Origin of the sequence: Cuneatibacter caecimuris (genome assembly GCF_004216775.1) — a bacterium.
In the GTDB taxonomy this organism is placed as follows: Bacteria; Bacillota; Clostridia; order Lachnospirales; family Lachnospiraceae; genus Cuneatibacter; species Cuneatibacter caecimuris.
Genome location: NZ_SGXF01000005.1, coordinates 187,828 through 211,930, shown reverse-complemented (window position 1 = coordinate 211,930; position 24,103 = coordinate 187,828). Strand labels below are relative to the sequence as shown.

The 24,103-nt window shown below is 43.0% G+C and carries 36 protein-coding genes; all 36 read right to left on the bottom strand.

Annotated features, from left to right (window positions below; translation table 11 throughout):
- Positions 1-10: 10 nt before the first annotated feature.
- Positions 11-454, bottom strand: coding sequence for a hypothetical protein (locus EV209_RS12620; RefSeq protein WP_130435864.1), 444 nt, complete (start codon positions 452-454; stop codon positions 11-13).
- A gap of 24 nt (positions 455-478) precedes the next feature.
- Positions 479-2,224 (bottom strand): terminase TerL endonuclease subunit, encoded by a 1,746-nt coding sequence (locus EV209_RS12615; RefSeq protein WP_130435824.1) that lies wholly within the window; start codon positions 2,222-2,224, stop codon positions 479-481.
- 24 nt (positions 2,225-2,248) lie between these two features.
- Complete coding sequence (locus tag EV209_RS12610) at positions 2,249-2,623, bottom strand: DUF7211 domain-containing protein (protein WP_130435823.1); 375 nt, start codon at positions 2,621-2,623, stop codon at positions 2,249-2,251.
- A complete protein-coding gene (locus EV209_RS12605; RefSeq protein ID WP_207220613.1) occupies positions 2,616-2,987 on the bottom strand; it encodes a phage head-tail connector protein in 372 nt (123 codons plus the stop codon). The genes EV209_RS12610 and EV209_RS12605 overlap by 8 nt, the downstream gene beginning before the upstream one ends.
- Before the next feature lie 19 nt (positions 2,988-3,006).
- A complete protein-coding gene (locus EV209_RS12600; RefSeq protein ID WP_130435822.1) occupies positions 3,007-3,240 on the bottom strand; it encodes an SH3 domain-containing protein in 234 nt (77 codons plus the stop codon).
- A gap of 18 nt (positions 3,241-3,258) precedes the next feature.
- Positions 3,259-3,672, bottom strand: a complete 414-nt coding sequence (locus EV209_RS12595; RefSeq protein ID WP_130435821.1) for a hypothetical protein — start codon at positions 3,670-3,672, stop codon at positions 3,259-3,261.
- Positions 3,656-4,000, bottom strand: a complete 345-nt coding sequence (locus EV209_RS12590) for a hypothetical protein (RefSeq protein WP_130435820.1) — start codon at positions 3,998-4,000, stop codon at positions 3,656-3,658. The genes EV209_RS12595 and EV209_RS12590 overlap by 17 nt, the downstream gene beginning before the upstream one ends.
- Positions 4,001-4,370: 370 nt before the next feature.
- A complete protein-coding gene (locus tag EV209_RS12585; RefSeq protein WP_130435819.1) occupies positions 4,371-4,622 on the bottom strand; it encodes a hypothetical protein in 252 nt (83 codons plus the stop codon).
- Positions 4,623-4,642: 20 nt separating this feature from the next.
- Positions 4,643-7,369 (bottom strand): helix-turn-helix transcriptional regulator, encoded by a 2,727-nt coding sequence (locus tag EV209_RS12580; protein WP_130435818.1) that lies wholly within the window; start codon positions 7,367-7,369, stop codon positions 4,643-4,645.
- Between the two features lie 3 nt (positions 7,370-7,372).
- Positions 7,373-7,930: a PD-(D/E)XK nuclease family protein gene (locus tag EV209_RS12575; protein WP_130435817.1), complete on the bottom strand. Its 558-nt coding sequence runs from the start codon at positions 7,928-7,930 to the stop codon at positions 7,373-7,375.
- Positions 7,902-8,192, bottom strand: a complete 291-nt coding sequence (locus tag EV209_RS12570; protein ID WP_130435816.1) for a hypothetical protein — start codon at positions 8,190-8,192, stop codon at positions 7,902-7,904. Before EV209_RS12570 ends, EV209_RS12575 begins: the two co-directional genes overlap by 29 nt.
- A 328-nt stretch (positions 8,193-8,520) precedes the next feature.
- Positions 8,521-9,069 (bottom strand): hypothetical protein, encoded by a 549-nt coding sequence (locus EV209_RS12565; protein WP_243647590.1) that lies wholly within the window; start codon positions 9,067-9,069, stop codon positions 8,521-8,523.
- Between the two features lie 285 nt (positions 9,070-9,354).
- Complete coding sequence (locus EV209_RS12560; protein WP_130435815.1) at positions 9,355-9,537, bottom strand: hypothetical protein; 183 nt, start codon at positions 9,535-9,537, stop codon at positions 9,355-9,357.
- Between the two features lie 386 nt (positions 9,538-9,923).
- Positions 9,924-10,124, bottom strand: coding sequence for a hypothetical protein (locus EV209_RS12555; RefSeq protein WP_130435814.1), 201 nt, complete (start codon positions 10,122-10,124; stop codon positions 9,924-9,926).
- Entirely contained in the window at positions 10,114-10,461 is a 348-nt protein-coding gene (locus EV209_RS12550) for a hypothetical protein (protein WP_130435813.1), read from the bottom strand. The genes EV209_RS12555 and EV209_RS12550 overlap by 11 nt, the downstream gene beginning before the upstream one ends.
- A gap of 13 nt (positions 10,462-10,474) precedes the next feature.
- The gene (locus EV209_RS16390) at positions 10,475-10,633 is read right to left on the bottom strand and encodes a hypothetical protein (protein WP_165388925.1); all 159 of its coding nucleotides are present in this window, start codon (positions 10,631-10,633) and stop codon (positions 10,475-10,477) included.
- Positions 10,634-11,117: 484 nt separating this feature from the next.
- Complete coding sequence (locus EV209_RS12540; RefSeq protein WP_130435811.1) at positions 11,118-11,309, bottom strand: hypothetical protein; 192 nt, start codon at positions 11,307-11,309, stop codon at positions 11,118-11,120.
- A 35-nt stretch (positions 11,310-11,344) separates the two neighbouring features.
- Positions 11,345-12,046 (bottom strand): hypothetical protein, encoded by a 702-nt coding sequence (locus tag EV209_RS12535; protein ID WP_130435810.1) that lies wholly within the window; start codon positions 12,044-12,046, stop codon positions 11,345-11,347.
- Complete coding sequence (locus EV209_RS12530; protein ID WP_130435809.1) at positions 12,043-12,327, bottom strand: hypothetical protein; 285 nt, start codon at positions 12,325-12,327, stop codon at positions 12,043-12,045. Before EV209_RS12530 ends, EV209_RS12535 begins: the two co-directional genes overlap by 4 nt.
- Complete coding sequence (locus tag EV209_RS16710) at positions 12,324-12,521, bottom strand: nucleoside triphosphate pyrophosphohydrolase family protein (protein ID WP_243647589.1); 198 nt, start codon at positions 12,519-12,521, stop codon at positions 12,324-12,326. The genes EV209_RS12530 and EV209_RS16710 overlap by 4 nt, the downstream gene beginning before the upstream one ends.
- Before the next feature lie 109 nt (positions 12,522-12,630).
- Positions 12,631-13,191: a Cof-type HAD-IIB family hydrolase gene (locus EV209_RS16705; protein WP_243647588.1), complete on the bottom strand. Its 561-nt coding sequence runs from the start codon at positions 13,189-13,191 to the stop codon at positions 12,631-12,633.
- Between the two features lie 28 nt (positions 13,192-13,219).
- A complete protein-coding gene (locus EV209_RS12515; RefSeq protein WP_130435808.1) occupies positions 13,220-13,624 on the bottom strand; it encodes a hypothetical protein in 405 nt (134 codons plus the stop codon).
- Between the two features lie 26 nt (positions 13,625-13,650).
- Entirely contained in the window at positions 13,651-13,911 is a 261-nt protein-coding gene (locus EV209_RS12510; protein WP_130435807.1) for a hypothetical protein, read from the bottom strand.
- Positions 13,912-13,915: 4 nt separating this feature from the next.
- Positions 13,916-14,188: a hypothetical protein gene (locus EV209_RS12505; RefSeq protein WP_130435806.1), complete on the bottom strand. Its 273-nt coding sequence runs from the start codon at positions 14,186-14,188 to the stop codon at positions 13,916-13,918.
- Positions 14,189-14,191: 3 nt separating this feature from the next.
- Entirely contained in the window at positions 14,192-14,359 is a 168-nt protein-coding gene (locus EV209_RS17100) for a DUF6906 family protein (RefSeq protein ID WP_408609017.1), read from the bottom strand.
- On the bottom strand, positions 14,356-14,529 hold the full coding sequence (locus tag EV209_RS16385; RefSeq protein WP_165388924.1) for a hypothetical protein: 174 nt from the start codon (positions 14,527-14,529) through the stop codon (positions 14,356-14,358). Before EV209_RS16385 ends, EV209_RS17100 begins: the two co-directional genes overlap by 4 nt.
- 13 nt (positions 14,530-14,542) lie before the next feature.
- A complete protein-coding gene (locus EV209_RS12500) occupies positions 14,543-15,790 on the bottom strand; it encodes a DEAD/DEAH box helicase family protein (protein ID WP_130435805.1) in 1,248 nt (415 codons plus the stop codon).
- Positions 15,771-16,730 (bottom strand): N-6 DNA methylase, encoded by a 960-nt coding sequence (locus tag EV209_RS12495; protein WP_130435804.1) that lies wholly within the window; start codon positions 16,728-16,730, stop codon positions 15,771-15,773. Before EV209_RS12495 ends, EV209_RS12500 begins: the two co-directional genes overlap by 20 nt.
- A 30-nt stretch (positions 16,731-16,760) precedes the next feature.
- Positions 16,761-17,261, bottom strand: coding sequence for a hypothetical protein (locus EV209_RS12490; RefSeq protein ID WP_130435803.1), 501 nt, complete (start codon positions 17,259-17,261; stop codon positions 16,761-16,763).
- A 21-nt stretch (positions 17,262-17,282) separates the two neighbouring features.
- A complete protein-coding gene (locus EV209_RS12485) occupies positions 17,283-21,617 on the bottom strand; it encodes a DUF5906 domain-containing protein (RefSeq protein WP_130435802.1) in 4,335 nt (1,444 codons plus the stop codon).
- An 8-nt stretch (positions 21,618-21,625) separates the two neighbouring features.
- Positions 21,626-21,859 (bottom strand): hypothetical protein, encoded by a 234-nt coding sequence (locus tag EV209_RS12480; RefSeq protein ID WP_130435801.1) that lies wholly within the window; start codon positions 21,857-21,859, stop codon positions 21,626-21,628.
- The gene (locus EV209_RS12475) at positions 21,859-22,071 is read right to left on the bottom strand and encodes a forkhead box protein (RefSeq protein ID WP_130435800.1); all 213 of its coding nucleotides are present in this window, start codon (positions 22,069-22,071) and stop codon (positions 21,859-21,861) included. Before EV209_RS12475 ends, EV209_RS12480 begins: the two co-directional genes overlap by 1 nt.
- A 15-nt stretch (positions 22,072-22,086) precedes the next feature.
- Entirely contained in the window at positions 22,087-22,635 is a 549-nt protein-coding gene (locus EV209_RS12470) for a hypothetical protein (RefSeq protein ID WP_130435861.1), read from the bottom strand.
- Positions 22,635-23,234, bottom strand: a complete 600-nt coding sequence (locus EV209_RS12465; RefSeq protein ID WP_130435799.1) for a hypothetical protein — start codon at positions 23,232-23,234, stop codon at positions 22,635-22,637. Before EV209_RS12465 ends, EV209_RS12470 begins: the two co-directional genes overlap by 1 nt.
- On the bottom strand, positions 23,227-23,391 hold the full coding sequence (locus EV209_RS12460) for a histidine kinase (RefSeq protein WP_130435798.1): 165 nt from the start codon (positions 23,389-23,391) through the stop codon (positions 23,227-23,229). The genes EV209_RS12465 and EV209_RS12460 overlap by 8 nt, the downstream gene beginning before the upstream one ends.
- A gap of 116 nt (positions 23,392-23,507) precedes the next feature.
- Positions 23,508-24,059: a cell wall hydrolase gene (locus tag EV209_RS12455; protein WP_330521210.1), complete on the bottom strand. Its 552-nt coding sequence runs from the start codon at positions 24,057-24,059 to the stop codon at positions 23,508-23,510.
- Between the last annotated feature and the right edge of the window lie 44 nt (positions 24,060-24,103).

Sequence of the window (24,103 nt, the reverse complement as noted above, 5' to 3'; positions counted from 1 at the left end):
CATCACCTCCCTACGCCTTATCCAGCACTGTCTTTTTGTAAGCAACCCGCCCAGAAGCCCATACACCATTTCGAAGCTGCGCCATGTTATAACCTTCATCGGCGAGCGCCATCATAACGCCGATTTCCCCGCGTTTTGCTACGAACTGGACGACCTTTCCGGACGGAGACCGAATCTTTGAAGCTGACTGGCTCATAAGTTCAGCCATTTTCTTGTTATAGGCATTGATTGCCGATGAACTCAATTTTCCGGATTTATTTACAGCGCCGGGAGTTCGAAGTATTGCATTCGCGTATTGGCTCATTTCTTTTGAAGATTTTCGGCGAGCCTGCTCTGTAATCTTCTCGCTTTTCTTCTTGACCCAATTCGCATCTTTCTTACTGAGATTTCCGAGTTGAGCAGGGGTTCGGCGAACGCCCCATTTCTGTCCCAAAATCCCATGATGTTCCATCATCTCTGACAAACGCGCTCACCTCCTTTACTCAAACGCATCTCTGTTCAGTTTGTAAGCAATGTAGGCATCCATCATAGCTGCCACGGCATCAATCTTTTGGTCGCCACGCTTTTTGTAAAGCTTTCGGTTCCCATTAGTGTCTGTGATAGTAATGCAGTTGCCCATACAGAAAGACATTAGTTCTTCGTCAAATAAAAGCATCCGCTCCTCTGAAAGTTTCTTTAACTCTCCCAAAGGAACGGATTCTGTTTTTGCCCCCTGTATTACCTTTTCGATACCAAATGATCCGTTTTCAGATGCCCATCTTTCAACAAACTCTTTGGCGTTATAAGGGTCATACCCGAAACAACGAACATCGTAGCCTCGTTCAGCCACATGATTATCCAGATCTTCATATACCTGCATCATATCCAAAACAGTTCCTTCCATGACAATCAGGCTGCCTTCCGATATGAATTGCTCATACTTGCTGCGCATTGCAGAAGGAAGTTTCCGAAATGTCAGGTCCGAAATATACGCTCTGGTTTTGATTCCGAATGTCCCATTTGGCAAAGGGAACATAAAGGTAAAATCACAGAAGTCGTCGCCTCTTGATAAATCGCCGCCCATAGAACAAGGCATACCAGAAAAATCACGCTTACGATATTTCAAAGTTTCCTCATAAGTAAAGTAATAGGTATAACCTTCCATTGGTAGCCCGAACCGCTTTGCCAAAATATCATTCCTGGCGGCTGGGGCGTTCTCGGCTCTTTCCACATCTCGCTGATATACTTCAAACGTAACGGTTTTTCCAAGGTTAGGGTTAGCTTTCAGCCATTTGTTAGGCTCTGAAATCTCATCAATGGAATCGAGCTTATACCACCAAATGGACGTGTTAATTGCCGGGTATTCGCCCTTTAGGATTTTCATCAATTCCATTTTGATTGTATCGCCGCTGCCGTTCCGGACGGTTCCTTCGGAACTGGTTGCGATGATGAGGTAATCGTCGAGTTTCGAAGCGCCCTGCTCGATAGCGCCGACCACATCTTCCCTTACATCACCAGACAGCCATTCATCAATTGTCGATACTTTAGTTCTCAAACCTTGAAGTTTATCAATGGACATCGGACGAACCTCTATCAGAGAACCTGTGAAAAAATTTTCAATTCCCTTTTTAGTCGAGGCAAGCTTCACACGGTTCGCTTTAGCACCTGTGGTGTTCTGTAAAGAACCTTCCGTAAGGAACCGAAACAGCGGACCTTTTGCTCTTGTAATGGCTGTTTTTATTGGCTGTATCACTTCCTCCGCCTGTTTCATAGTCGGAGCCGTTGTTATTTGGTGAGTGGTAGAAGTATCAATATTTTCGAAATAGGATTGAATACAGGAATCGTACAAAGACTTGGCAGCTCCTCGCCCAACAATCAAATACTGTTTGTTAATAAGGCGCTTCTTGATAGTTTTTACTACAAAATGCCCGCCGGGACCATTCGGGTTCGGCTCCCATACCTCTCGCTCTTCAAAGTAATACCATCCAAATATCTGTTCGCCCCAGAGTTTGAATGTATCGAGCATGACAAGATTGCCCCCATCGGTTAAAGTAAGTTCTTCCTCGCAATATGCGATCCAACCCTCAACCGGACGGTCATCGTAATAAATTCCACGGTCTGCGATAAGTTCATCAATTCGGTTCATTTCCATCTCGATTTCACGGCAGACAGGTATTTCTCCGCGAATTACGGCATCTCTGAACGCGCCGTAATACTTCGGAACGGCAGTGTTCGACAATGCCATAATTTACTCACCTCGTTTCCGCTTTTAATCGGATGTGCCCGAAATAATTTTCTTAATCTTATCGTAGTTGTTGTAAATCGTCAGCGCAGTAGATGTTACAGTTGCAACGGTTGTGCCGGCTTTAATAACGTTGTTAAAATACTGCTTACCTTTATTTACATTGCTCGACGATAATTTGGAATACTGCTGTTCCATCTGAAGACGATTTAAACGGCTTCTAAGTTCTGCATCGCTCATGGTCTTAACAGACTTGGAACCGTGAGCTTTCTTATAATCCTCATGGGAATCATCCGAAGAACTCTTTTTTGCTGAGCTTTTTCCCCGTCCCAACTGTGCAGGGGTTCGGCGAACGCCCCATTTCATTCCGAGAATGCCATGGTGGGTCAAGGTATTATCCATTTTGAATTTCCTCCTCTCCACTCGGATCAACCGCAACGAGAATACGCCACTCAAGCTCTTTTATCTGCTGGTTCATACATTCGATAACCGCAGATGCAAGCGGTGGGTCAAAGAGAAGTTTAACCTTTAAATGCATATAAGATTTTATAAATTCAATCTTAGATTTCTCAGGAACGAAATCCGTCCACTCAGCGTCCTCGTCCTCGATGGAAAATCCATCGGAAGGACCGACGCCAAGCTGAGTTAAAATTGAAAACACAGAATTGATATGCATGATGAGGTCAGCATCATATACTTGGTATTCTTCTGCGATTCCGAGCAACTTTTTAATCGATGTCAGTATGCTTGGTATGCTCTTTTCCATCACGGTCCTCCTTCTTCATTTAAACCGTGATGAACTGTTTCATACAGAAGCCTTCTAATCCAGAGGCGGTAAAAACCTTGTAAAACTCGCTGGAAGGTTCGTCTTCCTCGATCATAACCTCTGTATCAACCGGAATAGTGCCAAGTACCTCAGCCTTGTCATCCGGCTCCTTGCGGACTCTGAGATTTGCGCAATTGCTTACCAGTCCGATTACCGATTCTTTCCGTGTTGCTGTCATTTCTTTAGATTCCATAATTTGTTTTCTCCTCCTTTAACGTCTCCATGGACAAGTGTCATTTTTTGTTCGTTCAGTTGGAATATGGGAAATTGGAGATTTGTCTCCATAGTGAATTGCGTTATGAGTTGAGAGTTTTGTAGATACAACATTATCCGGGTCAAACACACACGGGTTTCGGTTTAGAATATCCTCATAGGTTATAGGATTGATATGGTGAATAATAATTGAGCCAAAAATCTCAAATCCCTCCAAAGCCAAATCACAGCCATTATCCCGGATGATGATTTTATTTCTGAATTTCAGCCATTCGTCGGAATGATAGAATTCCTGATTAAGCCATCGCCTAAACCCAAAAGTTTCTTCTGCAACCTTTCCGGAAAGTCTGAGATACTGATACCGTTCCTCAAAAGTTGGAATTCGGATTAACTCACTATAAGTCTTCATCATCCAAATCCTCCTCGCCACTGTACCGTCGAAACGCTTTCAGCGCATTTTCATATAATTCCTCTGAACGATGTGCAGATTGCAGTGATTCCACTTTTGCTCTTAACAACTCATTTTCGCGTTCTATTTTCTCCCTCTCCAGACGCTCTCTTGTAGACCCCAGTTTTAAATAATGCGTTATAACCTGAGAAGAGGCAGTCCCCTCCATCAACTGTCTCTCAGCAAGATCCACTGCAAGAGAAATCATCTGATTTTCCCTTGCTTCGGGTGTCAACGCTGGTCGCATCTTTCTTGAAGAATCAGAAGAGCTTGCAGCCCTGGCTTTTCCCATACTTGCCGCCTCCTCTCGATTAGATTATTGCTTGTTTCCTATTTCTTTTAAAATAGTTCTCCTACGGTATTTAAAAGAACTCATGAAGCCGGCAAATATACTTTTTCGCTGAAAGGAGAAAAAGAGCAAAAGAACCACAGCTATTGCGACACCAGCCCCATGAGCTCGTTTAAATACCGTAGGAGAATAGAAGGGCAATCCTAAAATATACCCCCGGAGAATTTTTAAAGACCGCCGCGATGTGGGAGGGGGTGCCTTTTCAGCGACCCTCCCCCTATGTCTTTTATCCGCCAGTCTGATGGGCTATCCAAGCCCTATTTGTGTCGAAAAGTAATTCTAACACCAGAAACTTACTTTTTTATGTTTTCTTTTAAGCAGTTGCAACTTGTTGTGTCACTTTTCGGTAGATGTTGGTGAAGTCATACTTGATAATCTCATCAATTGCTCTTTCAATTTCTTGATTGTTTTCTTCATCTGAAAGCTGATCAGAAGTTCGAGCAATTCTTCCCAAGTAAGCACTGGAATGATACCCTTTTTCCTCATCGAACAGGAACCAAGAAGTGAACTGTTCAAATGGATTGAAAGGATTATCAACTGTTGTTAAAGCGCATCGTCTTGCCATAAATGCTTAGCTCACTCCTTTCATTTTAGGTATTTGTTTACGGTTGATGTGGATACTCCAAGAGCCTCGGCTATCTCGGCAGTGCTGTACCCAGAGGCACTCATAGATGCAATCTTGTTCACCTTGGCTGTGCTTAGAACTGTGGTGGAGCGAGGTGTTGCGCGTTGCCTAAGTGTATCGATATCTACGTTGTTGATGATCTGCGTAAGCCTGTTCTCGCTGATAGCGCCAGCCTGAATAGCTTCCCATTCACGGTCACTTATCGAAATCGTTTCTCTTGATGCCCCAACTGTAGTACGAGCTGCTGTCAATGCCTGCTGAGATGCTTTCTTAATCTCGCTTCTTGTCATATCGGGATTCTCCTGTTTCTTAGCAGCCACCGTAGCATTCGCAATAACTTGGGCCTGCCTTTCACGAGGAGCGTTCCTGAGTGCCACATTTAACTGGGCCATCAAATGATCTACCTCCTCCTGGTAGGTCTCTTTAGCAGAGGCGGAGTAGGCAATCTTACCGGTTCCAAGCATCTCTTTACGGGCACGATTAGCAAGAGACTTCATCTCGTTAGCATAAGTAGCATAAGCTCTTTCCTGGGGGGTATCTGCATCAGAAACAAGGGTGAATGCATCTTTGGTTTCAGCCATCTTTGTACTGGCCTGAGTTCTGACTCTTGTTCTTCCATTCTTGTCAGTGTATTCCTCATAAACTTCTTTGTAGGTCTGCTCACCTGTTTCCGGATTTATGATAGGACTTCCTTTTCTTTTAAGAACTGATGTCTCAGACTTGGCTCGCGAAATCAGAGTTGCAGCGCCTTCATGATACCGGCCATCCTCATCATAATTTCCCTGATACTTCTTTTTCAGAGATGCGATTCCATTATCAACTTCGCTCTGCTTGTAATCAAGATGATGTTTTTCGGCATCGATTACAACCATGCTGTGTCTAACCGCACGGGCAAGTTCATCTTCAGATGCTCCGCGAAGAGTCATATCAGTAATGAGATTTGAAATCTTACCCATCTCAGTCTGAGTATTTCTCATAGGCTTGAAACTTCCTTCAGGCTTTCCGCCATACTCAAGCTTAGGGTCAAATCCCTCCAGGCCTTCCAATGCACGAGTTGATGTGATCTTTACCTTACCGCCAGTAGGAATCACCATAACGGTATCACCATCGAAATCGGCACCGGATAATCTTTCTGCAACCTTACTATTGATACCAACAGCATCCATAGCATTGCCGAGAATTCTTTTGGCATCGGCTTGCTTATTGTTTACTGTAAGAACCGGAATCTCAAAGGTTCCGCCATGAGGAAATCGGATAAGAGCCACCTGTTCCCCATTCCGATAGTTAGGAGCGTACACCTCATTGTCTTTCATAGAAGTGATAGGCAGAATTACCTGATACTTTTGCCTTGGCAAAGCGGCTGCCTGTAAATGGACTGCCGCAGAATCGCAATCATCAGCAAAAGATTTTAACAAAGCTTTTTTGACGGTAGGATTCGTAAGGGAACAAATCTCGTCAAATTCTGCCTGTTTATCAGCGGTAGCCAAGCCGAGCTGCTTCTTAATCAGAGTCATACTCTGCTTTGACAAAAACTGTGACGGAAGATGATCGCTCCATTCTCCCCAGTCGCCTTCTTCTGCTCTTTTGTTAATAAGAGAAAGCTGTTTTTTACCATCTTTGTCGTAGTAATAACTCTGTCCACCCTTTTTAGAAGTCGGATCATCCGGATCGACAATACCATCTTTTATCAGAGAGCCAAAAGGATTGTCAGGATCTTTTCCGATAGGTTTCAAAACGGTATCATTCTTAGGACCGAGCATCGGAGTTCCGGTTTTTTTGTTCGTGTTAAACACAATATCCACACCATCAGGAAGATCGTCAGAATAGATAGCCATTCCTTTGATGTAGTGTGTGCCGTCAACAAGAATTCGAACCTGCGCATAATGAGATTCGCCAAGAGATAAATCGTCAACGCCTCTCCGAATTTCGACAACTCCATCTTTTTGAGTTCCTCCATCTTCGGCGTATCTTATCCGAATCCGGCTGGAATCCATGCTTTTCGGATAGACATATTTAGGGTCATAGGTTTCACCGCCATCATGAGAAACATAATCGCTCAAAGAATGAACATTCTCGAAATTGTAAATCTCTTTATGCTCCGTTCCAGGAGGACAAATAACCTTAATGTTGGTCTGTTTTCCTGGATTCGTGACCTGAGGGACGCCGCCTCCATAAACCGGATAGCCTTCTGACTCCAGTATGTAAAGTGCCTGATTCAGTTTTTCTTTTGAAATGCCGAGTTCTCGTTCAACACCAGTTCCAACGTCAATCATTCCCTTTTTCTCAATCTGCTCTTTTAAGAAATCTGCCGTTTTTCTAGCCTGATTCATACGAGCTTCTGAGTTCTCATTCAAAAGAGAACGAACAGAGGAATCATTTGAGAAACCCATGATTGCCGCGATTTCATTCAAGCTTTTTCCGTCTTCGCGCAGAGACCTCGCTCTTGCTACATCTAAAGCCCTTCTTTCATCTTTTGCCAAAGACTTCTGAGTACGGTACTGAGTCGTGGTAAGACCCATTGATTTTGCAATCTCTGTTTCGCTGAGTCCTTGGCTTTTTAATTCCTCAACGCGGCTTAGGAAATCTCCGCTATGTTGATAAGGGTTGTCTCCAGAACCCCAAGGATATCTTCCGGAACGTCTTGGCATCCCGTAATGCATTAACATATCTTCCACAATGGGATTCATGGCTTAGCCCTCCTGTTCTTTAATTTTGTTGATAATCTTATCAAAAGTGATAATCTTATCCATGATTGGAACGATTTCTTCAGCCGTTGGCGTGTGATACAAAATTTCATTACCCTGATACAGACGTAATTCAATTTCAATCTCGCCAGGCTTCACTTTATATTCCAAACAAAAAAGAGCAGCGTAAATCATAAGCTGCTCCATGTGTGCCGGAATCACGCCGGTCTTCAAATCATGAATCCTAAGCAAACCATTTCTAAACGCAATACTGTCTGCCGTTCCAAAACAATTCTCCGAATAAAAAAGAACCTGCTCTGGAACCATTTTGAATCCGATAGCATCGTTCACATACATATTTAATGTCTTTTGAGACTTCGGCAATTTCTGTCCTAACCTAATGCACTGTGCCGCGAACTCGTGAAGAACCGTTCCTTTTTGTGTTGCTAAAAACTTTGAATAGGATTCAGCAACTTTTGATTCATCATAGTTAATCCAATGATATTTACTGGCGCCAAGAAAAGCATGTTGTCCTTCAAGATTCAAATGATTGTTGAAGTTCATATAGCACCTCCTCCTTGTTCTCTGGACAGATGAATCTTGAAAATGACATTTCGTTCATCAATCCGACATAGTATTCTTGATTCGGCTGCTTTTTAGCTCTGGCGCTTTTTTTACATTCCAAGGAAGCCCACTTATCTTTGTAAAGAATCGTCAGGTCCGGAATGCCCTGAATGTAACTGGAATCATTTTTGGTAACGATACAGCCGGGGAACATTCTTTTCAGTTCCTTTATTAACTGCGCCTGAAAATTACTCTCCAACATTTTAGTGAACCTCCTTTCTTTGTTTTTTTCAGAAAACGAAAAAGAGAATGTAGTCTTTAAAAATGGCTATTTTATCCTCTCTCTTCATAAAAGGGAATGTTTTTTTCGCGAGCTAAAAAAGAGCAAAAGAAAAGACAGAGAAGCTTGAAAGCAACTCTGTCTCGATTAAATGATATGTATTTTTTTCTTAACTGTTATTTCTCAGATACCGTATCAGTATCCAAATAAGCCATAGACCGCCTGTAAAGAATGTGAGAAACACATCCAAAATCAGCCCCGCAGTGCTTCGTTTCTTTTTTCCATTCTTGCTCATCCGTGTAACCCCTTTCTATGTATTTTTACTTTCATAATCTTCACTATCTGTAATATCATTTTGCCTCGATGTAAGATTAACACCAATAGCAGTCCCAAGAATAGCGACAACCGCAGCGGCAACCCCACTGGCAATGCTTATTACTTTCATCCGAGCGTTTGTTTTTTCAAGGTCTTTACGTGAAACCTCGTCGGCAACTTGTTTCATCTCGGATAAAATATATGTCTTTTCTTCAAAAGAGAGGTTATCTTCTTCGAGAATTTTTTCAAGAGCTGCCATCACTCGGCCATACATATCATAGCAAATTTTAGCATTCTCTTGATCCTGCTCCATTGATTTTTCAAGAATGGTACGATACTCTTTCATGACATCCAAAGAGGTCGATGCAAAATTAGGAAACTGTTCCAACGCTTTCTTAGCAACTTCAGGATTCATTCTCGGAACCATTGTAGCAAACTCTATTACTTTATCTTTTGTAAGATGCCTGAAATCGGGAATATCCAGTTTTTTAAGAACCTGCATTTCTGTATAAGGTCTCGCTATACTTCGACTCTCTTTGCTCATATCATTGCCTCCATATCAAAAGATATAAAAGCGCAATAAAAAAAGTGCGCCCCAATGATGAGACGCACCCGCAAAAGTGAATCCCTCATTGTTGCGACACAATCTCATCCCGTTTAAGGCATAAGTAAAGAGAGAAAACACCCTTTGCCAAAGTGGTTCCCCTTAAACGAGATATATAAAATTGTGTCGCAGATTAAGTATAGCACATCCAGACAGAAAAAGAAACACTTTCCAAGAAATTTTGCGTCAATCGCTTGACATTTTCTAAAATTTGTGCTATAGGGGTTACGCCGTAATCAACCGGCCTCGCTGTTCCATATAATCATAGATCAGTTGGGTACCATCTCTGAAATATACCAGGATAGACAGATACCCATTCGGCTGGTAGCGGGCTGCATCTTTTGACAACCGTGGAAATCTTCTCTGAAAATCCTGATAGATTTCATACCATGTTATTTTCTTACTCATAAAACACCTCTTTTCTTGCTTGTGGCCATAAACCCACTTTTTCTGTCCCTATTTATATATACTATTAAACTTTCTATCATAATAGTTTAAGAAAAAAAGTGGGCAAGTGGGCTTTTCAAATTGCCAAAACCCGCAAACCCGCATAAATACTGGGTTTTTCGATAGTCAAAACGTCAAATTTATGGCCAAATCCATGTTTTAAAAGTGGGCAAAAAGTGGGCAAGTGGGCAGAAATCCGGGCAAAATCGTCCGAATCAGGCTCCAAAGAGCTCCAAAATTCTCCCCAGTTTTACCCCAAACCCACTTTTTCTGACCAAAAGCCCATTTTCAAAAACCAAAAGTGGGCACAGATTTTACTCATTTTCAGCCTTGTACGGACGACAAAATTATCTCCAAATCTTCCCCGTCTGCTCATCTCGTAAGACGATTCGCTCCTCCAGATGGAAGCCAGCCAACTCACAAATATCAAAGATTGTATGCAACAGCTTGTGAAACCGCTCATCATCCTTGTCCAGATTTTTCATCGCCTCATAAGCAGTTGGGTCGGAATAACCCTCTGCATTCTTTCGTAAATCTCTATCCGTCAAAAGACTTCTCACCTCCTTCTTCGCGCCATTTTTCCAGATCGATTCCATATTGCTTCAATAAATATGTACAGAGCCAAACTTTATCATCTTCATCCATAACATATCGTTCGAGAAGTTCTGCTATGGCCTTGTCGAATCGGTCGTAGAACCGCCGCAGCCTTTTTTCTCCAAAACCGAACTCTGAATGAAGAACCCATAAGATGAGCGCGTCAATTTCCGTCGCATGTTTTTTATCATACTCTGCGAGCTGCCTTTGAATTTCAAGATTCATAGCTTTTTTCTCAGCAACAGTCATGGCGGCTCCGTATACTTTCCCAGCAGCTTTCTTTATCCGCATCTCACAGCCCTCCTCACATAATCCAGTTCTCCTTTGCAAAGAAGAGCGGCAACCCCATTATCAGGGTAAATATAAAAGCCGTTGCGTCATACTCGATTGGGATGCTGAGAGCTCCCAAAGAGATAAGCGCAGCGGAATACAGCTTGTTCTTTATCAATTCACGCTTCCACATAATATCCTCCTTACGACGGCAACGGTGCACCTGATCTCTCTGAATTTGGAATATGCCCTGGCGGTTGCACAATGTTCGACACACTGACAAACCCTGTTAATCAAAGCGTATACACAAATATATAGAGCCAGAAAAGAAAGCATATACTGTACAAAGTTCATAAATTTTCTCCTTTCAATAAAAAAGAGCCAAGATTTCTCTCAGCTCTTAGACTCGTGTTCTTTTTCCATCGGGCACCATTTCCGACACTCAGGATATGATTTTTCTCCGCATTTATTGCAAATCATCGAGTGTCTACCGAGGTCAGGGATTTCTTCCTCAAATTCTTTTACTTCGGTGGTCCAGCTTCCATCAGACTGCCTGACAGGACAAATCATTCTTGAGTTGACTTTCACGGATATCGCCTCCTTTGCCTATTTTACCACAACTCACTGAAAAAGTAAAAGGCCATGTTACTGACCTTTTACCCGGAAACGAAGCTGATTTATGAAATCAGTATTTGATACCGTTCCCTAAGCTCCTCAAACATGTCAGGACTTGCCGCTATGCTGATATGAAACTCGATTTTGCCTTTCTCGTTCATCACGGTTTCGACAAATCCTCGAATCTTCTCAGCGTACAGCATTCTTAGACAAATGCCCAGTTGCTTGTCGTTTACAGCTAAAAAGTAATCCATAAACGCAACCTCCTTTCCATTATAGGAGATGTTTTTCACGCGCTTGTAATAATCTCGCTGTACGGAAGCTGCTCAATCCACTGGCAGAACTCACGCCACTCATCCAGCTTATGCTCTTTGCGCCAGCGATAAATACCGACAAGCACTTCGTAGTTCAGCATAACCGTCCGTTTCTGATTATAGGAAGAGGGAAGAAGCTGAATCATCTGCCACCAATATGCCTTATGATTCTCTAAACCAACTTCATTTATCGAGTGGTTATTAAACCCATTACGATTAACATTCAACTCCAAAATAATATTTTTTAATACTTTTATGGAAGCTGAGTTAAGATGTTCACATGAGAAATCCTCCAATGTGAATTCTTTCGCCTGAATCTTATGCATAGTAGAGCAGGAGTTGGCAACGGTGCCCACTTTATAAGTATCAAACTCCTTCCACCAATAGAGAGGGGCAGTAATGTCCAGATAAACTGTAATCATTCGACGGTACTTCGCATGAACTGGTCCGCCTGCTGCCAGCTTCATCATCAGCTCGTGATCGGCTTTACCGAGCTGGAAAGAGTGGTCGTATGTATGCTCGCAGGGAACTTCTTTGGCACAGTTCTCGCAGCCGATACCATCGTCACCGCCCTTACAAATCCCGCTGTCGGACTTATCCCAACTATTCATCGGGTTACGCATCCCTCTGATGGTCTCCTCCAGACCATGAATGCTTATATTTTCAATTTTAATCATCGTTTGTCCTCCTTATACCATTTCATATATTTCTTTTCCCAATACATAGAAGCGATTGCCATCATTTGCCACAGTTCCTCTTGCGAAGCATTTCGAAGCGCGTACTCATTCCATATCCATTTATCGCTAAAACGAGAATAGGTATATCCATATTTTTTAAATATTGGATAGACATATTCAATCCCAAGAGGCGGTACGACATGCTCTTGTATATATTCGCTAGTAATTCCATTTGTTAAATCGGCACCCAATGTTTTTGCAAGTTCTTCTGATATGGTCATCTTACATTCTCTCTTTCTCTCTGCAATTTCACATCAATAGCCTTTTGCAAATCATCCGGCTTGAGATCAAAAATGGACTCCAGAAAAGATAGACAAATATAAGCATCTGCTATCTCTTCCAAGAGTCCAAGTTTATCTCCGTATCCACGAATCTGTTTGCTGACCTGTTGTTGCAACTCAGCGAATTCCTCCATAGCAACAGTACATTTCAGTTTCCAAGGATACTTTTTGATGCTGTTCCGAATAATTCGTTTTCTTTCTTTTTCAGAAAGCTAGATGTCACTTTTCAGCCCCTGAATAAATCTACCTCGATTCATCTGCTCCTCCAATACAATCACGAGAGATGCCGATTACCTCTGAAAACCGATCAGCAAGATAATCATAATCATCGCCAAATATAATTGCAGCATCCTCTACACCCTCGCGCTCTTCATTCGGAATATTTTCTTCTGTAATTCCCTTTTCAACAAGCCAATCCTCCACAACATCGATCAACCTGCCCCATAATTCCATGCGGTCAGACTGAGACATATCTTCACTTATAAGCCCAACCGGTCTGTATCCAAAGTTTCGGTCGTCTATGTACTCATTCGCAAATATCTTTCTTGTGTCTGTCCCAAAAGATGCTACAATCTCCGGCAGATTTTCGTTGACAGCGTCAAATATGAGTCCCTGCTCGGCAGACCAGTCAATGGCATTTTTCAGCATATCGTCCACCCGGCATGTCCAAAGGATGAGCTTGTTTCCGTTTACCTGCCGGTCTTTCAGATATGTAATCATCTCCTTGTTTGCTTCTCCGATTTCCGGCCACTTGTTCTCGCACAAAGTACCGTCAAAATCTACCGCAATAATTTTGTTTTCCATCTCTTTTTTCTCCTTTCAAATACACAGATTACTCTGTTCTAAGTAGGCCACCCAAATGCTTTTGAATCCTCACGGTTCCAAATTCTGAGCAAATATCGTGATCGACATTTACCACATAAGCAATAGGAAGTCCAACCTCCAAAGCATTTCTCTCCATTTCCCATTCTTCTTCGACATTGGAAACATAAAGGAAAGTCAACATCTGGCCGATAGTCATATGATTCTGAATAACATGGTAAACCAGGCATTTAGTTTCTTCCTCAAATTTCTTAACCCTTTGAGTCTGCTCCTCGTTCAACCAATATAAAAATCCTTCGAGCGACATGTTCAGCTTTCCTTCATCTTTAAATTCGTTAATGGCTTTGGGATGAAGATTTAAGCTTACCATTCTGCCGATAGCTTCCTGTTTCATTTTTTCTTTTAAATTGTTCAAGACGGTGTCTCCTTTCAGAAAACCGATTAGTAATTACGCCGTTGATAGGGGAGATGCTTTTGAATTCTCCTTTCCGCCTTATATCTCGGCGTGTAGTTTTTTAGATACTGATTCTTTTTATAATGAGGTACAAACATTGCTTTTTCTTTGGCACGTTTTTCTTTCTCCTCATAAAGTTGTCCAAATATTTTTGTAAGTGCGTCCGCAGCCTGCCTAACAGTAACTGCAAATTGTTCCCATGCTTCCGTGAGCTTATTAAGTAACGCATTCCATTCATCCGTAGTCATCGAATCATCCTCCATATTGTAGTCCAAAATGAGAATATAAATGGTTGTACAGTTGCTTTTCTATCTCATCCTTATAGACCACCACCGGTTTTCCTGCTATATGAATTGTCATGGTTTCACGGAGCAGAGATTGTGCTGCATCTATACCCGCAGATTGAGCAGCATTCATTGCTATTTGCGGTTCTGGTAAATATGCCAGAGCTTCCATTCGTTTATGATTGCATGTATCAACAAAAGGACACTTCCGGCATTTTTCAGATAACTGTGATAGTCCCATTTTTCACCGCCTTCCTCTAAACTTATCTACACTCTTAATAGCTCCGGTTTTCTTATTGATAATGCGATAACAGAACTCGGTTTCCTCAACAAACATCCATTCCTTCCAATTAAGACTGTGTGCCGACAAACACCGTTTCTGCTCGCAAGTTAATCTTTTCGGTTGTTTCATGCTTCTCCTTTCTTCGTTGTGAGCTCCTGATACAGTTCCTTTGCCTCATCATCCTTGAAAGCGTTGATAATCTCCATTTCATCTTTTTTCTTTCTTCCGACAATCAGCACCGGAATATCTCCATGCATATAGTCGAAACTTACCAGGATGGTATCAGATTTTCCTTTCATCAAATTCTCCTTTCTACCATTTCACATATCCACTTTCATTGAAGTCCTTTTTATCTTTCAATGCCCGACTGATAGCTAGGTCAATCCCAGACCGAGACTTTAAGTGGTAATAGTACAAATCTTTATAAGGTGTATTTAGCCTGTCAATTCGCCCCGCTGACTGCTGCATAATCTTGTAGGAATAATTCTGAGAGTAAAATATAATCGTGTCAGTCTTGATACAGTTCCAACCCTCAGCCCCTGCATTGTACTGAACCAAATATACCCAGCTCTTAGCTTCCGGAACCGGCTGATGGAAATGTCCATTCCACTCTGCCATTTCAAAATCCCCGGTATCTCCGCAATCTGCACGACCGAGAAACATCTCCCTGAGAATTTCCAATTCGTAGTCAAAATTGTAGAAGATGATAGCTCGCGGATGCTTTTCAACAATTTCCAGCAAGGCCACCTGTCGGGCTTCTGATGTATTTACAATCTTTCGCCAAACATAGCAGAGTCCGCCGGCATTCATGATAGGTTCTTTTTTGTAGGGGTCCCATCTAGTCCGAGACACATCTTTATATTTTTCGACATCATATTTAACGAAAACGTCCTCATGATGTGAAACGGTAGCCCTCTCAAAATCCATGTTCACCAGAATATCATTTCGCTGTCGAATCAATCGACCAGTATTCAGATATCTGTCCACTTTGGGGTACTTGCTAAATCGGCTGTAAACAATATGCTCTCTGGTAAACTCGGTTCGATTCTGATAAAACCCATTTGCGATAAAGACCGGAATATAATCCTGCCAAGTATCTCCCGGAGTAGCAGAGAGAAGAACCCACTGATTATTTTTTGCTATCCGTAGAAACGACTTTACCCATGTTCCAGAGCCAACTACCCGTTGCTCATCGAATATAAAGAAAGCATCCGTCACCTCGGCATATTTTTTTATGTTGTTCCACGAATCTACAATTACTGTATTAGAATACAAACTCACCTTATGATCGGTGGACAGAAGAAAGGGCGAAAGTTCGCCCTCCCATTCTTTTGTATCTCGCTTTCTTGCAGTGGTAATAATATATAGGTCTCGCGGTGGATCTTCCATCGGCATATAATTGTCTCCCGCAGCGTTTCCCAAAAGTTCACCGCCTTCCTGAAAAAAGTAATAAGCAAGAGCGGTTCTCGATTTTCCAGACCCCACTCCACCACAAAGAATGCAACCATTTTTCATTTGATTAACTGCCTTTTTTTGATAGTCATACAATTCGAGACCCATCACCTCCATCTCCTTTCAAAAGTTCGTCCATTTTATGAACCATTCTTCGCATTGTCCACACATCAGAAAAATACATCATCGTGAACCAGTAATTTTCTGTCGAATCTCCATCTGCAATTGGCTCTGTAAATGTATTACCCACCTTGATATAAGCTGCTACTCCAAGGAGCGAAAGCTGAATATAGCACATCAGAGCCACAATCTCGTCAATATCCTGCGCGACCACCAAAATATGATTCTGATAATTCAGATTTTCCTTTTCCAATTGCTTTCTTGCGGCATGAATACCAGCAATCAAAGTGGCTCCCGCGCCACAGCATGAGTCACAGATAGTTATGTAGCCCTGTTCATTAACCTGCTGAGCTACATTATTACCCAAGGCAATTTCCGCCATAAGTTCACAAACGTAATACGGTGTAAAGAATTGCCCTCCGGACTCATTGCCTAAATTGAGTTCCATAAAAATACTGCCCAGAAAGTCCTGTTCCTGGTTTTCTTCCAAGGCCACGACCGTCTGAGCAGCAAGTTCAGGAAATATCGCTTGTTCCTGTTTATTGTATTTCTTGATGATTTTCATGTATCTGGATTCCCGCTCATCATAATGGAATTTATCCACTGGATTCGAGAGCGAGCAGGCAAACATGATTACGAAATCCCTCCAAATATCCCAGGGTCTATGACGATAGGTAAGTTTTCTGAAAGAATCCATAAACTCCTTTCTGGCATCGTTTTTCTTAGGAATTGTCTTTGGTTTCGGCTCCGGCAGCTTTTTGGAAGCCTTTGAACCTATATCTTTTTCCGGCGGTTTGTACATCGGAGGCGAAATAGTGGGCTTCCATTCAGGAACCGGCTTTGCTTTTGGAGAGTGTGTTTTTGGCGAAGCAGCATTTGTTTTCTTTTTAGCTGTGGTCTGCCGCTTCTTTTTCTTCCAAAATGCCATGGCTTCTCCTTTCATCAAAAATATAAATCTTTAGTTGAACGGAATCTCGTCCGGACCCTCCATGTCGGCATACTTCTCAGCGAATTCATCTTCCTCGATCGTGACATACATCGTCTTCAAATATGCCTTGACCCCCGATTTTTCGTTCTTCGTCCCCTCCTGGATAACCCAGTTATAGGGGCGGATGGTCAGATCCACATTGCGAATCTCCGCATAGTCCAGGGAATCAATCGATTCCTCGTCCAACTGCGTTTTTGCCCGCCTAGTAATCATGAATACCTTGGGCGGAATGTTTTCAAAGCTTACCGCAACCTGAAGATAGTGCCTGGGTTCATCGTCCTCGTCACGCGGGGTAAGAACACGGATGTTCCACCCCTCTTCGGCCAGCCGCTGAGCTAATTCCGGGTCGTCGATTACCACGCAGAAATTCCGGCTTCCAAGTCGGTTGTACCTGCTTTCTTTGCCAGAAAAGTTCCGAAAGATGATACGGGCATTCTCCATGATGATGTTGTCGTTTACTCTTTTAGACATAATGATTCTCCTTTTCTTTTATTAAAATGGTAAATATTCTTCGTCTGTTTCGCTTTCCGGCGGATTCATAATCACGTCCGAGATATCGTATCCAAGACCGCAGTCCATATGGAACATGTCCTCGTTGAAATGTGGACAATCAAAACAAGTCGCAAATTTCGCATCTCCGCAAGGCGGCATCCACGGCGGAACTTCGGTATCGACATCCGCATCATTAGCGCCAAGTTCCTTGATATACGGGTCATCCGAAACGAACCACTCGAAATCGCCATACTCCGAAATGGTCTTAACCGCGTCATCAACCAGCTTATCGTAATAGCTGTGGTCAATATCAGCTTGCTTGTCTAACTCCCGAACCATTTCAGATTCCAGCCACCTGTACCCTTTTGAACCGGTTGCCGCATAGTATTTGCCATCTTTCTCCCGCATCAAAAGTCCGCCACCGCATCCATCCTTAATCGGACAAAACTGACCGATTTTTCCTATGAAGCGGTAATTGTGAGTCGCTGCGTCTTTTTTACAAAGCTCGCTGTATCTTGCTCCTATTTCTTCGTATGTATATCCATATTTAGTCGCGACATCTTCAAGAGATTTCCCGCCAACCTGACTATGCCAAGCCTTGTCGATAGCACTTAATTCCCTTTCTTCTTCGGTTGTAAGTTGCGGTAGACCCTCATTCATGTCCAAATATAAGGCGCTGCTTACGGATTTGGTTTCGCACATATCCTCAAAAGCGATCTCTTCTCCGCTGAATAGCTTCTTGAACACATAAGGAACGGCAAATTGCGTACCGGTAGCTGTCCATTCTCCAGCGTGTTTACCATCCTTGTACTTGGCAATATAAACGGCATCGTTCACCAGACACATCCGGTCATATGTAGCCTCGTGCTCAAATGTGTACCCATACCGTTTGCCGTAGTCCATAACAAACTGGATAATCTCCGGCGTAGCGTCAGGAATCTTGATGGAATCCGTCTTAATATGGGCAACAGTAAAGCCCCGTTCCTGCACCTCATGTTTGAGGTTAATCATGAACAGAGCTCCTCGTTTGGCTACAATATTATCTTTGTTTCTCGGATCGCGGAATGCATTCTCGAACGAAGCAGAAGTGAGACCATATACGGAATTGATTGCCGTCTTCAAAGCATCAGCGAGCTGCTTTGATGTCATTTCGCCATCGATTACTTTCTGAATATAAGGTGTAAGTTTGCCATCCAGCATCGTGTTGACAATATCCCATGCCTCATGCTTGATGCTTACACGTCCCTCAACAATATCCCGGAACGCTGTTGTAAACTTCACCCCAAACAGAACCTCGGCAATAGCGCTGTGCGGATGCATGGATGAAACATCTAGCAACGCCACATTCCCATACATTCCAGGTTCGGCATAGACATATCCGCCTTCTCCGACTTCCTCACCACGATAGGTGGACTTTCCATTTTCGAACTTGTACCCCGGAAAATAGGGCAGAAGACTACCCGCTTCACCGTGTGTCTGCTCCATCATCTCCGGGCACGCTTCTGCAAGGAACGAATATGTTTCTTCGTCTATAGCCGATGCTGGTACCGGTTCTGCCAGATTACGATAATGGAACTGGTCCTGCGGTTTCCGGTTGTTTCCAAATATAATTCTGGTAGTCAGGCTGTTGGTTGTATCATTAACCGTCATGTCTGCCAAATCCGCCAGAATCTGTCTTGCTGTCCAGTCAGCCTTCAGATAAACAAAAGATGCCTCGGTAGCAATGACATCGTTATCGCAATACTCCGCAACCTTTGTCCAGAGTTCTTCCGGTACAGGCTGGTCCCACGGTAAGCCAAGTTCCTGATGATGGGTTCCAGCTTTGATGATTCTGATTTCTGCGTCGGAAAATCCCTTCTTTTTCAGTTCCTTTTCTGTCACGTTTCCCATTTCGATTTCCAGCTTCTTCAGGCTCTTTTTGTTTCCGGCAGAAGCGAAGTCATAAACGTCCGTATAAGAAACATTGTAGGCTTCCCCGAAGAAGCAATTTGCACTGCCATTGATAATCTTCTGGGAAAGGTTATAGAGTTGCTCATTCGAGTAACCCATAAGTCTTGCATATAAAATATGATTATCATACCGGCGACAGTTAAACCCGACCAAACGAAACCGCATCAAATCTTCGATTTCAGCCGGCGTCGGGTTAATCATTCGTACAACCGGCTTTCCCTCGCCTTCGATTTTCCAGTTTACAAGAAACAGGTTAGGGAAGACCTCAACGTCATAAAATATCAGCTTCGCATTCTCATTTTTCACGGCTGTGGACGTGTCGGCGGATTTAAACTGCATCTTATTTACCAACTTGATACAATAATCGGCCTGGTGAGAACTATTCGCTGCAAATGCCAATACCGCATTCCGCATATCTGTGACATCATATTTCAAGTCGCTGGAATATGCATCCTCCAGTATTTTGTAAATAAAGTCGATACTGGGCTTAGTACCTGGATGAATCTCTTTACCCAGATTACGTTTTATCAGTGTTCTAAGCCCTTTCTCGCTTTGAACTGCTTCAAAATTTACCATTTTATTTTCTCCTTTCAGCGGTAAACCAGAGCTAATTGTCGCGATAGGCAGGTTGTTGCATTTCGACAATTTTCGTCTTAATGAACTGTTGCCTGTGAACACCTTAACTTCTATGTGGTCGTCATAAACACGGCTCAGTTTTGCCGGATCTCCCGTATAAATATAATGTAGATGCACTCCACATCCGCTTTTACTGAGTTCCGCGTAAGTAGGCGGCCATTTGCTTGCTTCTGCGATATTCCTCTCTAAAGATTTGTTACCTTCTTCATCGGGAATATCAAAATCGATTACAATATGGTTTTCGGGAACTTTAACATAGTGCAACTGCGAAGTATCCAGAGAGGACAGAGTGGTTTTGACATTCGCCCACTTTTTTCCAGGCGTACCAGCATCCGTTCCGTACTGGGCCGGGCAGGTTTCGCATTCCTTGTCAAAAACGGATTCCTGCTCTTTGAAGTCTATGGATTCCGGTTTGGTTTCCAGATTTTCACCCGCCGGATTTTTTTCGGTTTCGAATTTCTCAGTCCGAAAGCCGGAGTAGTAACTGCGAACTCGTGAGCCATCCTCCAGATTAAATCGCTCCTTGTAGTCCCGAAAATAGTTTTTCAATTCCTCCTTAAAGATTCTTTGAGAGAATGGAAAAGACACCTTTGCTTCATCGCAGTAGGTTTTATACATCTCCCATGCAGCTTTCATCGTCGTTCCGTCTTCTTTCTTGAAAACGTGATACGAATCAACAATAAAGTTGTAGAAATCGTTGGAAGCCCCAAGCATGGCAATCGGAATATAATCGTCATACATGCCCGGAGCGGCTAAATATACTTCCTGACAGTGGTACGCAATCGCCCCCAATTCAAATCCCACCCGTTTTACGATGTCTTTATAATCGTTCGGGTTCAGTTTATTGCCCGTTGGCGAAACATCTATCAACCGCCGAATCAGACCCGATTTCGCGTCCGTAATCTTCACTGGTTTGTTTGTCCCCATAAAGAGAAAACATTTGAACCGATTGGAATAGGTCGATTTAAACTTTTCGTTCACGGTCATAAGTTCATGAGAAACCAGACTGTTGAGTCTCGTGTTATCTTCAATCCTGGACAGGTCGCCATCATGTTGGATTGCCACAAGCGGATTACTCTTGAACGCTTCCAGCGCAAAGGAATTACTGGACGAACCTAATGCTTTGGCATCAAATACCGAGTAATATCCTTCAAAGAGCTGCTGAATGATGTTCAGCACTGTGGATTTACCAGTTCCCGCGGCTCCATACAGCACCATGAATTTCTGCAACCGTTTGGATTCTCCCGACACAATCGAACCAATTGCCCATTCAATTTTTTGCCGCTCCTCCTCAGAATATAGAGTAGACATCAGCTTTTCATAGGCAGACAAATCGCCAGCTTCAAGCGGATAATTCAGCTTTTTACTGGCGTAATCTTTTTTATTGGTCTCTGTGTTGGAAAATATAAGTTTTTCGTCCAGCATATGAAATGAATCCCGCATCTGTTTTTGACAATACTTATGCCAGGAATCAATCATTCCGGATTCCGCGTCCCACATATGCAGGACTTTTATATCGGAGTCAAAGCGCCGGCGGTTTTCTTCTGCATATCTATCCAGTTCGCGGTCAATGAGCTGCAAAGCATCCTGCTCGTCCGTAGACCATAAACCACGTTCCTCAATCCAGATAGCGTAGAAGTCACCACCTCGAATCATCAGATCGGAGCTTTTTTTAATAATGAACTTCGGATAGATTTCTATTACACCACGCTTTGTACTACGTGTTGAAATCATCAAAAAGTCGATCATCGCATTTTTTACTCTCCTTCCGAGCGCTTTAATTCCTCAATCTCATTTCTGAGTTCCTTTATTTTTTTGTTCTGTTCCCGGCGGTCCAGTTCCGCAATAACCACATAAGCAGTGATGGCGCCGACCCAAAGCCCAACATTGCGATTAAACCTGCTCTGATACTTGAGTGTTCTGCGAATTTCTTTAATCGCCGTTTCCGATGACCGTAAATTTCCAAAAATATAACCAAGCATTTCGCGCATCAGCCTTTTCCTCCTTTCATGTCCTTGATAAAACTTTTAACGGTTTCAAACCGCCAATCATCTTTGCCGCCATAGGTGAATATAAACTCCGCTCCATTGGTCTGTCTGACCCGAATGCTGTTTTTACCGTTTGGAAACCATGCGGCGGCGTTCTCGCCCGCATAAAGCGGAAAATATAATTCAAACCATTTATATACTTCGTTGTGAGTCATACGAAACCTCCCAAATTACACGATTTCGTCCAAGTACCAACACATCTGATACCAGATTTCAACCGTCCTTAAATCCCGTCGGCAATGTTCCACCGTAAACAGGCCGCCCTCTCCATTTCGCTTGTATCTCCGGTCTAAGAATCTTTGAACGATTTCCTCCGCATAATCCTCATCAAATCTTGCATCGGTCAGTTTCCTTAAACCAAGATTCTCAATCATACCCCAGAACCATTGTCCGGTCCGATTCCCGATATCCGGGTCGTCCATAATATGTTCTTCACAACGAATAGCGAGGGCGATCATCATCTCCAAAATGCTACAAGGACTATTATCCAAATAGCTTGAAATCATGGCGTTTTCGTATGAATTCTCGTAGCCAAACCGATACCGGAGATCTATCCCATCTTCTTCCCGATTTCCATCCATTTCAATCGTGTAATTAAAATCCACGTTATGAAGAAACCGCAAAAGTTTTTGATAGGACAGACCTCTGGTATACCGGCGGTTGCATACGAGCCGACACATCCAATCGAAGTATTCGCTATTCAGCTCGCTCCTTGTCATCATACCTCCATCTGATGCGGCCTCTGTTTCATAACGTCCGAATAAGTCCTCTGGTCCAGAAGAATTTCATAGTCGCATTTCAGCCTGTCATTTCTGACAAATACCGAATCGTCCTCAAACTCCCCGAAATGGGTCAGAGATTCAAGACCTACAACATTATCCACATCGTCTACTTTTTCATCGTCTTCATCTGCCAGAACCTGGTCCGCATAGTAACTGAGACTGATTCTCTCATAATCCTCAAACTCGCCAAATTCTTCCGGTGAGATTACATAGGGTTTAATCTCCATCGTTTCCTGCTCCTCTTTTTTCTGTTCGGCGCCCACGTTTGAATAGTTGGTATACCCATCCCGTTCCAGCCTTGCAGCATATTCGGTAATATCCGGTTTTTCCTCCGGCTTACCAATCTTTGCCGTCTGCGGCTCAGGAGATATAATCTCAACATCCGTAGCCGATTCCCGTCTGGAAAATATCTCCTTTACCGAATCAATTTCCTCCTGGGCAATCTGTTCATATTTTTTCCTGGTATATTGCCAGGTTACTACGGAGCCAACAGCCGCGCCCAAAACAAACATCACGAACCCTGTTGCTTTACTCATTTTCTTCGTCCTCCTCGTTTTTGATAGTCATTACCGTAAGCGCCAGTCCTCCGAAGAGTAAGGAAACGCTCAGCAGAATACCGCCGGTAATGTGCCTTTTTCTTTTTGTATCCAGCACATAATCGAGCATGGATATCAAATTCCCAATACCATCCACGATTACTGCTCCTTTCCGCCGGATAATACGGCAAGCCCACCGACAAAACAGATTCCGGCCATAGCAGCCAGTGTATAAGATACCAATGTTAAAAAACCGTTCATAAGAATCTCCTTTCATTCATAACTCGAAAAATAATGGTTTTCTACCTGAAACATGGGGACTCCGTAATCGCTGTAGCAACCAGCGGTAAAGAATATAACATCGTAGTTTGTCCGAGTTTCCAGTTCTTCTTGAACAAGCTGACAAATATCCGCCCTTACTTCACAGCGGTCTACACGTCCGTTCCACATTGAAGAAAACTGATACGGCTGATAAATAACATCATAGGCTGTATCAGGAAAATACTCTGAGTCCATACGGTTAAGTATGGTGTCAATTACCAATCGCTTTCCTTTTTCGCATTCTCCTTCAGCCTCTGCCATCGTTACTAACGCTATCAGCGAAATATCTTCCTCCGATAAAAGTTCTTCCTTTGTAACTTCTTCCACATTTGACTCTGAGATTCCCTCTATCGGAATATAACTAACCACCGGCATAGATACCGGAATGATTTCTATTGCCTGTGAATCAGCAGGGATTTCACTTCCGGCAGAGTGTGTAGTGATTGAAAATATCAGAATCATACACAAAGAAAAAGCCGTAGCTATTGCAGTTATTTTTTTCATGTACATCTCCTTAAAAATATCCGGCTGCCCTCCGCCAGTCTTTA